This window comes from Pseudomonas sp. RT6P73, from assembly GCF_054897715.1.
The window spans coordinates 6,282,842-6,295,335 of record NZ_JBUBUV010000002.1 but is presented as its reverse complement, the minus strand read 5'-3'; the positions used below and the strand labels follow the sequence as shown (position 1 = coordinate 6,295,335).

Here is a 12,494-nt window from a genome sequence, read left to right as displayed (position 1 = left end):
GTTGCGTCCATGAAGGTGCCTGTTGCCAAGTAAAGACCCTGTAGCCACTATAGGGTCAAGCACCTATTTGGAGATTGCGTTCATGAAGATCGGAGAACTGGCGAAACTCACCGATTGCGCCGTGGAAACCATCCGCTACTACGAGCGCGAAAACCTGCTGCCGGAGCCGGCCCGCAGCGACGGCAACTATCGCGTCTACACCCAGGTACAGGCCGAACGCCTGACTTTCATTCGCAACTGCCGCACCCTCGACATGACGCTGGAAGAAATCCGCAGCCTGCTGGCCCTGCGCGACAGTCCCCAGGATCAATGTGAAAGCGTGAACGCGTTGATCGACGAGCACATTCATCACGTGAAGGCGCGGATCGATGGGCTGATGGCATTGCAGATGCAACTGCTCGACCTGCGCCAACGCTGCAGCGAAGGACCGGATATTGATCAATGCGGGATTTTGCAGCGACTGGAAGTGAGTGGCGGGGTTGTGGCAACGGAAGTTGAGCATTCACATGTTGGCCGCAGTCACGGCCACTAAGGCCACCGAAAATCAAATGTGGGAGTGAGCCTGCTCGCGATGAGGCCATCACATTCAACATAGATGTTGACTGTAAGACCGCCATCGCGAGCAGGCTCGCTCCCACAGGGGTTTGTTGCTCAGGCTTGAACCGCCATCGGCGCGTAGTGCTATTAACCTTCCAACATCGTCACATCAAGCGACTAGACCAGTTTGAACTCCAGGGTGCCTCTGGGACCCATGCCGTAACTGATCCCCGGGACCATGCCCGAGCCCAGGAAAAGGCTACTGAACAGATGAACCGACTCCCCCCGATGCCCCTGATAGACAGAAGGCTCAATCCGAAACTCGATGGGTGAATCGGGACTGACCGCCAACTTGCGCTGATAGTCCTTCCAGGCTCCGCCCTGCCCGCCATTCGCACTACTTTTCCAGGACATTTCAATGGCGTTGTTTGTTCGCAGGTTCTCAATCGTTGGAATGGTTAGAACAACGCCATCGGGATGTCGATCAATCTCCAGAACTCCCTCCGAGACACCCTCAATAGAAATGGGGGCGGTTTGAGTCAGTGCCGGGGCGAACGTCATGAACAACGAAGCGGAAGTTAGCGTGATCTCCCCCCTTTCGATCACAAAAATCACCTCGACGCAGTCCCCTTCAAACTGCCTGGCCGTTTCGTCGGTAACAGTGAAGTGCAGCGAGGTGAAGCTCACTGCGGGCTGGGAGGGTGACCGGTAACTGTTCCCGGTCCCGCCAAACGCCTGCCACTGCACGCGAACTTGATCGCCGATTTGAAATTCTGTTTCGTTGACGGCCACCACCACACGTAGCGAATCAACAAAAATAGGTCCGCCGGTGAAAATCTCCATGGGCACCACGCATCCCCATGGACCGAGGCTCGGAATGAAGTGGAAGAGCCCCGACTGGCTTTCACAGCCAATGAGCGGCACTCCTGTCAATCCGGTAATTAGGTGCTTGGTGCCAAAATGCTTCTCCGAAAAGCCGACAATCCCACCGGCCGCAGTGTTTCTCATGACAAGGCTCCAAGAACAAAAAAGGGTGTTGCTGACCACGGCCTGATGGCCTCGGTGATCAGTCAAACACCCTCTCATTTCTTCGCCTACTGTCAGAAATGACAGTCAGATAGATCTTTTTCTAATAACAACGCCCTACCCGCCAAACGATCAGACCGCCATCGGCGCGGTCATCGGCGCGTGGTGTTGATAACCCTCAAGCGAGAAATCGCCCGGCTCGATCAACTCCAGCCACTCCGGCTGATAAACACCGGTCTTGGCAAACTCCGGCACACGGTCGCTGATCACCAGTTTCGGCATCGGGAACGGCTCGCGAGTGAGCTGTTCGTTCAGCATGTCCAAATGGTTTTCGTAAACGTGGGCATCACCGATGAAATAGGTGAACCAGCGCGGCGTGTAGCCGGTCAGGCGCCCGATCAGGCTCAGCAGAGCCGCACCTTCGGTGAGGTTGAACGGCGTGCCCAGGCCCAGGTCGTTGGAGCGGATGTAGAGGGTCAGGGAGATTTCCTTGGTCTCGACATTCGGGTGGAACTGGTAAAGCAGATGGCACGGCGGCAAGGCCATTTCATCGAGCTGGGCGACGTTCCAGCCGTGGAACAGGATGCGGCGGCTGCCCGGGTCCTTGATGATGGTGTCGACGCACTGGCGGATCTGGTCGATCGCCTTGTACAGAACGACGTAGGCCTGACCGTCTTCTTCGCCTTCGGCGATTTGTCGGTAGCCCTGACTCAGAGTCTGTTCAATGGCAGCTTGGTTGCTGACCGGGATCTGCTTGTACGCTGGCCATTTGCGCCATTGCACACCGTAGATTTCGCCGAGGTCGTCTTCACCCTGACGAAACGGGTTGGCCAGCCACTGCGCGTTTTCGTTGGCGTTCTGGTCCCAGACCTTGCAGCCCAGGGCGCGGAACTCGGCGGCGTTGTTCACGCCACGCAGGAAACCGCACATCTCGCCGATGGCCGACTTGAAGGCCATCTTGCGCGTGGTGATCGCCGGGAAACCTTCTTTCAGGTCATAACGCAGCATCGCGCCCGGAAAGCTGATGGTGTTCACGCCGGTGCGGTTGGCTTGCTTGGTGCCGTTCTTGATGACGTGGGCGACCAGTTCGAGATATTGCTTCATGAGTTACCTGTGTCCTTGAACCCGGGGTCGTCACCCCGGGATTCGAATTTATACGGCGGCCGCTGGAGTTGCCGGCGCGCGGTGATACGCCAGCCAGATCAGGAACAGCCCGCCGACGATCATTGGTACGCAAAGTACCTGGCCCATGGTCAGCCAGTTCCAGGCCAGATAGCCCAGTTGCGCGTCCGGTACGCGGACGAATTCCACAATGAAACGGAAGATGCCGTAGAACAGCGCGAACATCCCGGACACGGCCATGGTCGGCCGCGGCTTGCGCGAGAACAACCAGAGAATGGCGAACAGCGCCACGCCTTCCAGGGCGAACTGATACAACTGCGACGGGTGACGCGGCAGCTGCGCCGGGTCGCTGAACGGCGGGAAAATCATTGCCCACGGCACGTCGGTCGCCTTGCCCCACAACTCGGCGTTGATGAAGTTGCCGATGCGCCCGGCGCCCAGGCCGATTGGCACCATTGGCGCGACGAAGTCCATCAGCTGGAAGAACGACTTGTTGTTCTTCTTGCCGAACCACAATGCCGCCAGCATCACGCCGATAAAGCCACCGTGGAACGACATGCCACCCTTCCACACCTCGAAAATCAGTGTCGGGTTGGCCAGGTAAGCGTGCAGATCGTAGAACAGCACATAGCCCAGGCGTCCGCCGACGATAACGCCCATCGACATCCAGAAGACCATGTCGGAGAGTTTCTCCTTGGTCCAGGTCGGGTCGAAGCGGTTGAGCCGGCGCGATGCCAACAGCCAGGCGCCGCCGATGCCGATCAGGTACATCAGACCGTACCAGTGGATTTTCAGCGGACCGATGGCCAGGGCCACCGGGTCGATCTGCGGGTAAGGCAGCATTGCGACTCCTTGTTAAATTGAAACCAGAATTCCCGGGCGACGCTGCCACCTCAGGATTAAGCCAGCATTGCGAGCTAGAGCAGAAAGCTCAGGCCTACGCAGAACAGCAAAGCGGCGAACAGCCTTTTCAGCAACTTCGGCGACAGCCTGTGGGCCAATCGAGCGCCGATGCGAGCGAAGAACATGCTGGTCAGGGCGATCCCCAGCAGCGCCGGCAAATAAATAAAACCAAGACTATGGGCCGGCAGCAAGGGATCGTGCCAGCCCAGAATCATGAAACTTAATGCACTGGCCAAGGCGATGGGCAGACCGCATGCGGATGACGTCGCCACGGCTTGCTGCATCGGCACGCTGCGCCAGGTCAGGAACGGCACGGTCAACGAGCCGCCGCCAATGCCGAAAATCGCCGAGGCCCAGCCAATCACGCTGCCGGCCACGGTGAGACCGAGTTTACCGGGCACGGTTCGGCTGGCCTTGGGTTTGACGTCCAGCGCCAGTTGCACGGCGATGATCAATGCAAACACACCGATGATTTTCTGCAGGTTCGGGCCGGAGATCGCTTCGGCCGTCAGCGCACCGAAACCGGCGCCCATCAGAATGCCAACGGTCATCCACACGAATATCGGCCAACGCACTGCGCCGCGACGTTGATGCTCACGGACGGCATTGACCGAGGTAAAGATGATCGTCGCCAGGGAGGTGCCGACCGCCAGGTGGGTCAGGATCGAGGCATCGAAGCCCTGCAGGGTGAAACTGAACACCAGCACCGGGACGATGATGATCCCGCCACCAACCCCGAACAGCCCGGCCAGCACGCCTGCGCAGGCGCCCAGCGCCAGATAGAGCAGAAATTCCATGGACGATCCCAATGCTTAGCCAAAACCGGAGCGGCATGGTAACGGATGCGTGGCCTCGGGCTCCACTGCGGATGGCAATGGATCGACAAGCGACGACTGCGTAGAGTGAGCAAAAAAACACACAAGGACCACCTTATGTGCCTGATTGTTTTCGCCTGGCGACCGGGCCACGCCCAGCCGCTGATCGTGGCGGCCAACCGCGACGAATTTTATGCCCGCCCCAGCCTACCCTTGGCGCAATGGCCCGAAGCGCCTCAGGTCCATGCCGGTCGCGACCTGGAAGCCGGCGGCACCTGGCTCGGTATCGGGGCCAACGGGCGCTTCGCTGCGTTGACCAATATCCGTGATCCGCATCAGCCGCCGTCGCGAAAATCGCGAGGTGAACTGGTGGCGGGTTTTCTTCTAGGCAATATGCCGATTGATGATTACTTGAACGACGTTGTCAGACGTTCGCTGGAATATGCCGGGTTCAACCTGCTGATCGGTAATACCAACGAACTGTGGCACTTCAATGCGCGGGCGTCTGAGGCGGTGATGCTGCCACCTGGGGTTTACGGGTTGTCGAACGCCGGTCTGGACACGCCGTGGCCGAAACTGCTCAAGGCGCGGGCGGCGCTGGAGGAAGTGCTGGAGGATCCGCAGCCAGAGGCGTTATTGGCTTTGCTGAACGATCCGCAGACAGCGCCGTTTGCCGAGTTGCCGGATACCGGGGTGGGGTTGGCGACCGAGACGTTGTTGTCGAGTGTATTTATTGCCAGTCCCACGTATGGGACGCGGGCGAGTACGGCGTTGATTGTTCAGGCGGATGGGACGCGGCATATGGTCGAAAGGAGTTTTGGACCGTATGGCGGGCATTTGGGGGAAGTGGAGATCAGACTTTAGATTTGCGGCGTATTTGAGGACGCCTTCGCGGGCAAGCCTCGCTCCTACAGGTGACAGCGTGATCCTGTAGGAGCGAGGCTTGCCCGCGAAGGGGCCATCAGCCTTTTAAAGGGCTTTGACCGCAGCCGGATTGACCATCTTCGCCAACCCAAGGTTCTTCAGCGCCAGTTGCAGCGAGCTGTGGATAACTTGCGGGTTGTCGATGGTCATCAGTTCTGCCAGCAGTTCCTTTGCCATGCTGAGGTTGACCTGACGCAGCATCCACTTCACTTTCGGCAGGTTAGTGGCGTTCATCGACAGGCTGTCGAAGCCCATCGCCATCAACAACACCGCCGCCGCCGGGTCACCGGCCATCTCGCCGCAGATACTCACAGGCTTGCCTTCGGCGTGGGCATCACGCACCACGTTCTGCAAAGCTTGCAGCACCGCCGGGTGCAGGTAGTCGTAGAGGTCGGCCACCCGCGGGTTGTTACGGTCCACCGCCAGCAGGTACTGGGTCAGGTCGTTGGAGCCGACGGACAGGAAGTCCACTTGCCGCGCCAGCTCCTTGGTCTGATAAACAGCCGCCGGAATCTCGATCATCACGCCAATCGGCGGCATCGGCACGTCGGTGCCTTCGTCGCGGACTTCGCCCCAGGCCCGGTGAATCAGGTGCAGGGCTTCTTCGAGTTCGTGGGTGCCGGAGATCATCGGCAGCAGAATCCGCAGGTTGTTCAGGCCTTCGCTGGCCTTGAGCATCGCGCGGGTCTGCACCAGGAAGATTTCCGGGTGGTCGAGAGTGACGCGAATGCCGCGCCAGCCGAGAAACGGGTTGTCTTCCTTGATCGGGAAGTACGACAGCGACTTGTCGCCGCCGATGTCCAGGCTGCGCATGGTCACCGGTTGCGGGTGGAACGCGGCGAGTTGCTCGCGGTAGATCGCCAACTGCTCCTTTTCGCTCGGGAACCTCTGATTGATCATGAACGGCACTTCTGTGCGGTACAAGCCGACGCCTTCGGCGCCACGCTTCTGCGCACGCGCAACGTCCGCCAGCAGGCCGGTGTTGACCCACAGCGGCATGCGGTGGCCATCGAGGGTCACGCACGGCAGGTCGCGCAGGGTATCAAGACCGAGCGCCAGTTGTTTCTCCTCTTCCACCACCTCGGCGAACTGCTTGCGCAGCACGTCGCTGGGGTTGGTGTAGACCTCGCCGCGATTGCCATCGACGATCAATTCGATGCCGTCGACCTTGGCATAGGGCAGGTCGACCAGGCCCATCACCGTCGGAATGCCCATCGCCCGAGCGAGGATCGCGACGTGAGAGTTACCTGAGCCGAGGACCGAGACCAGACCGACCAGCGTGCCTTCCGGCACCTCGCCGAGCATCGCCGGCGTCAGTTCTTCGCTGACCAGAATGGTTTTTTCCGGGTAGACCAGATTCTGCTGGCGCTCTTCCTGCAGATACGCCAGCAAACGCCGGCCAAGGTCCTTGACGTCCGAGGCACGCTCACGCAGGTAGGCGTCGTCCATCAATTCAAAACGGTTGACGTGTTCAGTGACCACCTGGCGCAACGCGCCCTGGGCCCACTGACCGGTCTTGATCACCGTGGTCACTTCGTTGCCCAGCGCCTCGTCGGCGAGCATCATCAGGTAGACGTCGAACAAGGCCCGCTCTTCGGGGCGCAGCTGCGAGGCCAATTTGGCGGACAAGGCGCGCATGTCGGCGCGCACGCCTTCGATGGCGGTCTTGAACAGGCCGAGCTCGGCTTCGATGTCGGTGATGGTCTTGTCGGGCACCACGTCCAGATCGGCCGGCGGCAGCATGACCACCGCGGTACCGACCGCAGCACCCGGCGAGCCCGGTACGCCGACGAACTTGGCTTCCTGGATGCCTTTGCCCTGACGGCCCAGGCCACGGATCGAACCGGTGGCTTCGGCGTGGGCGATGACACCGGCGAGCTGTGCGCTCATGGTCACGAGGAAGGCTTCTTCACCTTCATCGAACTGGCGGCGTTCTTTTTGCTGAATGACCAACACGCCGACGACGCGACGGTGGTGAATGATCGGCGCCCCGAGGAAGGAGGCGTAGCGTTCTTCACCGGTCTCGGCGAAGTAACGGTAGCGCGGGTGATCCGCGGCGTTTTCGAGGTTCAGGGGTTCTTCACGCGTGCCGACCAGGCCGACCAGACCTTCGTTGGGTGCCATGCTGACTTTGCCGATCGAGCGCTTGTTCAAGCCCTCGGTGGCCATCAGCACGAAGCGGTTGGTCTCAGGATCAAGCAGGTAGACCGAGCAGACCTGGCTGCCCATGGCCTCTTTGACGCGCAACACAATAATCCCCAACGCCGCCTTGAGATCCTTGGCGGAGTTAACTTCCTGGACGATCTTGCGCAGCGTATTGAGCATGGCTCGGGGTCGAACTCCGTCGTCAGTCGCGCGTTAAAAGGCGCGGGGCAAGCTCTTTGAGAGCGCGTCGATACACCTCGCGCTTGAATGTCACCACCTGGCCCAACGGATACCAATAACTGACCCAGCGCCAGCCATCGAACTCCGGTTTACCGGTCAAATCCATCCGCACCCGCTGCTCGTTGGAGATCAGGCGCAGGAGAAACCATTTCTGTTTCTGGCCGATGCACAGCGGTTGGCTGTGCGTCCTGACCAGACGTTGCGGCAAACGATAGCGCAACCAGCCCCGGGTGCAGGCGAGAATTTCAACATCTTCGCGCTCAAGACCCACTTCTTCGTTCAACTCGCGATACAAGGCGTCTTCCGGCGTCTCCTGGGGGTTGATCCCGCCCTGTGGAAACTGCCAGGCATCTTGATTGATACGGCGAGCCCATAGCACCTGTCCGGCATCATTCGTGAGAATGATCCCGACATTGGGGCGGAAACCATCGGGGTCGATCACGGCAACAACCTCGCAAACGCATGTCGCCGCATTGTTCCACAAAGGTTGTGAAGGCAGCAACGAGCCGACCTACCTTATGTGCACTCTTGTGAAAAGTCCGTATTCTGGACGCCTTTCTACAGACTTTTCAGTGAGTAACTGCAATGCGGCTGGCTTTATTCGACTTGGACAACACGCTTTTGGGCGGCGACAGTGACCACGCCTGGGGCGATTACCTGTGCGAACGCGGCTTCCTCGACGCCGTCGCCTACAAGGCACGCAACGACGAGTTTTATCAGGACTACCTGGCCGGCAAGCTGGATAACGATGCCTACCTGAACTTCTGCCTGGAGGTCCTCGGCCGCACCGAGATGGCCACGCTGGATCAATGGCACCTGGATTACATGCGCGATTGCATCGAACCGATTGTGTTGCCCAAGGCTATTGAATTGCTGGCCAAGCATCGTGAGGCTGGCGACAAACTGGTGATCATCACCGCGACCAACCGTTTTGTGACCGGGCCGATTGCCGAGCGTTTGGGCGTTGAAACATTGATCGCCACCGAGTGCGAGATGGTCGATGGCCGATATACCGGACGCAGCACCGATGTTCCGTGCTTCCGTGAAGGCAAGGTCTCGCGGTTGAATCGTTGGCTGGAAGAGACTGGGTATTCGCTGGAAGACAGTTACTTCTATAGCGACTCGATGAATGATTTGCCGCTGCTTGAGCAGGTGGCGAATCCGGTGGCGGTCGATCCTGATCCGAATCTGCGCGCTGAAGCCGAGAAGCGTGGTTGGCCGGTAATGTCGTTGCGCGACTGATATCGCCTGTAATTGGATGGACTCGCCCAAGCCGAGGCGTCAATGCGCCACGGTGGCAGTCTAAACAGCCAACGACAGCGAGGGCGAGTCCATGAAAAAGCATACTTCGGTTGATCAATCCCTGTCTTCTTCCGATTTGTCGGCCTGCACAACCGTAGCGGTCGATCTGGCCAAGCAGGTCTTTCAGGTCGCCGGGGAGGATGTCCTCGGCCAGGTGCACTACGAGCAGCGGATCAAGTCGCGCGAGGCGTTTTATGCGTTTCTCCGCCAGTTGCCGCCTCATGTCGTGGTTCTGATGGAGACCGGTCCGGGTGCTCAAGCCTGGGCCCGGCAGCTGCAAGACCAAGGCAATCTGGCGCGGATTCTTCCAGCCCGTTTGGTGGCCACACATCGCAGCGGGCCTAAAAATGATCGCAACGATGCGCTGGCGATTCTGCGGGCTGGTCGCGATGAAAAGATCTACGCAGTGCCGGTCAAAAGCGTTGCGGCGCTGGCAATGCAGGCGTTGCATCGCGCCCGCCAGGGCTATGTGCGTCGACGCACGGCGGTGAGCAATCAGATGCGCGGCCTGCTGCTCGAGCATGGCGTGGCCTTGGCGCAGGGCGATGTTGCGATCAGCCAGAAAATTCCGCGGGTACTGGAAGATGCCACCCAGCCGGTGCCGGGCGTGCTGCGTGAACTGATCGACGAACTGTTGGCCGAGTGGCGCCATTTGGGCGAACGCATCAGCGTGCTGACGGGGCGCCTGGAAGTGGCCGCCAACGCCGACATGACGGCGAAGCGACTGATGACTGTGCGCGGCATCGGCCCAGTCACTGCCACGGCACTGGTGGCCAAGGAAACCAAGCCTGAGCGATTTCCCAATGCCCGCAAGTTTGCCGCGTACTTTGGCATGGTGCCTGACCAGCACAGCAGCGGGCAGACGGTCCGGCTGGGGGACATGACCAAGCGAGGCGATGTTTATTTACGCAGCCTGATGATCCAGGGAGCCCATGCCGTGCTGCAACAACTACGACCTGATTCCCAGCAACCCGATGACCGCCGCTTGTTGCGCTGGATGAGCCGACTGGGCCGTAAGGAGGCTGCGGTCAGGTTGGCCAACCGCAACCTGCGAATCGTCTGGGTGCTTCTACAGAATGACCAGACTTATCGTCGCCAGGCGGGTGATGGCCAGCAAGCGACGATGAGCCACTGAGCGACAGAGTTCTGCCACCGAGGTACTAACTGTCCGGCCCTTTGCTGAAAAAAAATTGACCCCAGGTAAGACCGGCGTGGATTGATGCCTAAGCTGCTACTGGCCTTCGAGGCCTGACTGTAATCGGCATACCACGAGCTCTTCCAATTTTGGCCAGAAGCCGAAGACGGCTTCCTCGAATAGGCCTAATACATAGATGCAACGGGGCGGCGGTTTTTCAAAAGCGGGTAGACAGTGGGGGCGAGTCCATACATAGCAGCTGCCGAGGTACGAGGCTGCGTTGCGGTCCGCAGGACCGCCCATGGGGCCGCTTCGCAGCCCATCGCAGCCTCGTACCTCGGCAGCTGCTACAGATTCTGCGTTAAACAGGCTTGGCGCCCATCAATCCCGCAATCGCGACAAAACAAACAAAGCTGAACAGTGCGAGGGCAAAGGTGAACTTACCGCTGCCTCCCGGCGCCTTGCGCAACTTGTTAAGCCGCACCAACAACCAAAACCACCCCAACGCCGCCACGGTGTAAAGCACACTCGACGCCAGCAACCAGGTCTGCCCCAGCGGCCAGCCCACCAGATGCACCATCCACCAGCCGGTAAACGGCATGCTCAGCAATGCCAGGCCCATCAACAGCCAGACAAACACCCGTGGCCGCTGCAGCGTGCGTACCGCAGCAGTCGCATCGCCACTACGCCGCGTTTGCCAAACCCATATCCCCAAGCCCAGCGCACAGCCCAACAATATGGCCGTCGCCGCAGTGTGCGCCATTTTCAGGGCGGTTAACGTTTCCATGGTTCGATTTCCTTATGACTTGCCCATCAGCGTAGCCGCTCAGCCAAGAAACAACTGATAGGCCGGGTTGTCGCTTTCATCCCAATACGGGTAGCCGATTTCCTCAAGCGCCGCAGGAACCAGATGACGTTCGTCGTGAGGTACTTGCAGCCCCGCGACCACGCGACCATCCGCCGCGCCATGATTGCGGTAGTGGAACATCGAGATGTTCCAGCGCCCGCCGAGCTTGTTGAGGAAGTTGAACAGCGCGCCCGGACGCTCTGGAAATTCGAAGCGCAGAATCACTTCATCGACCACGTGGGCCGCACGACCGCCCACCATGTGGCGAATGTGCAACTTGGCCAGTTCGTTATCGGTCAGGTCCAGCACCGGGAAGCCCTGCTCGCCGAGGCTGGCAATCAGCGCACTGCGCGGGTCGGTTTCCGGATGCGTCTGCACGCCGACGAAGATGTGCGCTTCGCTGCCGGTGTTGTAGCGGTAGTTGAATTCGGTGATCTGGCGCTTGCCGATGGCTTCGCAGAACGCCTTGAAGCTGCCCGGCTTCTCGGGGATGGTCACGGCGATGATCGCCTCGCGACCTTCGCCCAGTTCGGCGCGCTCGGCGACATGGCGCAGGCGATCGAAGTTGACGTTGGCGCCGGAGTCGATGGCCACGAAGGTGTGGCCGGTGACGCCGTTCTGTTCGACGTACTTCTTGATCCCGGCCACGCCCAGGGCGCCGGCAGGTTCAGTGATCGAGCGGGTATCGTCGTAGATGTCCTTGATCGCCGCGCAGATTTCGTCGGTGCTGACGGTGATGACGTCATCGACGTAGTCTTTGCAGATGTCAAAGGTGTGCTGACCGATCTGTGCCACCGCCACGCCGTCGGCGAAGAGGCCCACGGTCGGCAGCACCACGCGCTCGCCGGCCGCCATCGCCACTTGCAGGCAGTTGGAATCGTCCGGCTCGACGCCGATGATTTTGATTTCAGGCCGCAAATACTTAACGTACGCCGCGATCCCGGCGATCAGCCCGCCACCGCCGACCGGGACGAAGATCGCATCCAGACGCCCAGGGTGCTGGCGCAGAATCTCCATCGCCACGGTGCCCTGCCCGGCAATGGTGTGGGGATCATCATAAGGGTGAATGTAGACGTAGCCTTTTTCGTCGACCAGTTTCAGCGAGTAGGCCAGGGCTTCCGGGAACGAATCACCGTGCAGCACCACTTTGCCACCGCGCGAACGCACGCCTTCGACTTTGATTTCCGGGGTGGTCTTGGGCATCACGATGGTGGCCTTCACACCCAACACCTTGGCCGCCAGGGCCAGGCCCTGCGCGTGGTTGCCCGCCGACGCGGTGACGACGCCGCGAGCGCGTTCTTCATCGCTCAGCTGAGTGAGCTTGTTGTAGGCGCCACGAATCTTGAACGAGAACACCGGCTGCAAGTCTTCGCGCTTGAGCCAAATACTGTTGCCCAGCCGCTCGGAGAGCTGGCGGGCCGTCTGCAATGGGGTTTCTACGGCAACGTCATAAACGCGCGAGGTGAGGATCTTTTTGACGTACTGTTCGAGCATCGGA

Annotated in this window: 12 protein-coding genes; 4 read left to right on the top strand and 8 right to left on the bottom strand. The window is 59.9% G+C overall.

What is annotated here, in order from left to right:
• The first annotated feature begins 82 nt into the window (after positions 1-82).
• Entirely contained in the window at positions 83-532 is a 450-nt protein-coding gene (gene cadR / locus ACYZT6_RS28945) for a Cd(II)/Pb(II)-responsive transcriptional regulator (protein ID WP_462029603.1), read from the top strand.
• 182 nt (positions 533-714) lie between these two features.
• Here cadR and ACYZT6_RS28940 read toward each other — a convergent pair whose 3' ends face one another.
• The 4 genes from ACYZT6_RS28940 to ACYZT6_RS28925 form a co-directional block, all read right to left on the bottom strand.
• The gene (locus tag ACYZT6_RS28940) at positions 715-1,545 is read right to left on the bottom strand and encodes a hypothetical protein (protein WP_462029602.1); all 831 of its coding nucleotides are present in this window, start codon (positions 1,543-1,545) and stop codon (positions 715-717) included.
• A 150-nt stretch (positions 1,546-1,695) separates the two neighbouring features.
• Complete coding sequence (locus ACYZT6_RS28935) at positions 1,696-2,667, bottom strand: thymidylate synthase (protein WP_462029601.1); 972 nt, start codon at positions 2,665-2,667, stop codon at positions 1,696-1,698.
• 48 nt (positions 2,668-2,715) lie between these two features.
• Positions 2,716-3,528 (bottom strand): prolipoprotein diacylglyceryl transferase, encoded by an 813-nt coding sequence (gene lgt, locus ACYZT6_RS28930; RefSeq protein ID WP_109635668.1) that lies wholly within the window; start codon positions 3,526-3,528, stop codon positions 2,716-2,718.
• Between the two features lie 74 nt (positions 3,529-3,602).
• Positions 3,603-4,385, bottom strand: a complete 783-nt coding sequence (locus tag ACYZT6_RS28925) for a sulfite exporter TauE/SafE family protein (RefSeq protein ID WP_462029600.1) — start codon at positions 4,383-4,385, stop codon at positions 3,603-3,605.
• 135 nt (positions 4,386-4,520) lie between these two features.
• Here ACYZT6_RS28925 and ACYZT6_RS28920 point away from each other — a divergent pair, with 135 nt between their 5' ends.
• A complete protein-coding gene (locus ACYZT6_RS28920) occupies positions 4,521-5,267 on the top strand; it encodes an NRDE family protein (protein ID WP_462029599.1) in 747 nt (248 codons plus the stop codon).
• Between the two features lie 105 nt (positions 5,268-5,372).
• On the opposite strand, the gene ptsP is transcribed toward ACYZT6_RS28920, so the two are convergent.
• Positions 5,373-7,652 (bottom strand): phosphoenolpyruvate--protein phosphotransferase, encoded by a 2,280-nt coding sequence (ptsP, locus tag ACYZT6_RS28915; protein ID WP_462029598.1) that lies wholly within the window; start codon positions 7,650-7,652, stop codon positions 5,373-5,375.
• Between the two features lie 22 nt (positions 7,653-7,674).
• Complete coding sequence (locus ACYZT6_RS28910; RefSeq protein WP_007945562.1) at positions 7,675-8,154, bottom strand: RNA pyrophosphohydrolase; 480 nt, start codon at positions 8,152-8,154, stop codon at positions 7,675-7,677.
• 143 nt (positions 8,155-8,297) lie between these two features.
• Between ACYZT6_RS28910 and ACYZT6_RS28905 the strand changes: the two genes are divergently transcribed.
• Both ACYZT6_RS28905 and ACYZT6_RS28900 read left to right on the top strand, forming a co-directional pair.
• Positions 8,298-8,954: a histidinol-phosphatase gene (locus ACYZT6_RS28905; RefSeq protein ID WP_462029597.1), complete on the top strand. Its 657-nt coding sequence runs from the start codon at positions 8,298-8,300 to the stop codon at positions 8,952-8,954.
• A gap of 136 nt (positions 8,955-9,090) precedes the next feature.
• Positions 9,091-10,149: an IS110 family RNA-guided transposase gene (locus ACYZT6_RS28900; protein WP_462029945.1), complete on the top strand. Its 1,059-nt coding sequence runs from the start codon at positions 9,091-9,093 to the stop codon at positions 10,147-10,149.
• Positions 10,150-10,510: 361 nt separating this feature from the next.
• Here the strand turns inward: ACYZT6_RS28900 and ACYZT6_RS28895 are convergent, their stop codons facing one another.
• Positions 10,511-10,936 (bottom strand): DUF2269 domain-containing protein, encoded by a 426-nt coding sequence (locus tag ACYZT6_RS28895; protein ID WP_462029596.1) that lies wholly within the window; start codon positions 10,934-10,936, stop codon positions 10,511-10,513.
• 39 nt (positions 10,937-10,975) lie between these two features.
• Entirely contained in the window at positions 10,976-12,490 is a 1,515-nt protein-coding gene (gene ilvA / locus ACYZT6_RS28890) for a threonine ammonia-lyase, biosynthetic (protein WP_462029595.1), read from the bottom strand.
• Between the last annotated feature and the right edge of the window lie 4 nt (positions 12,491-12,494).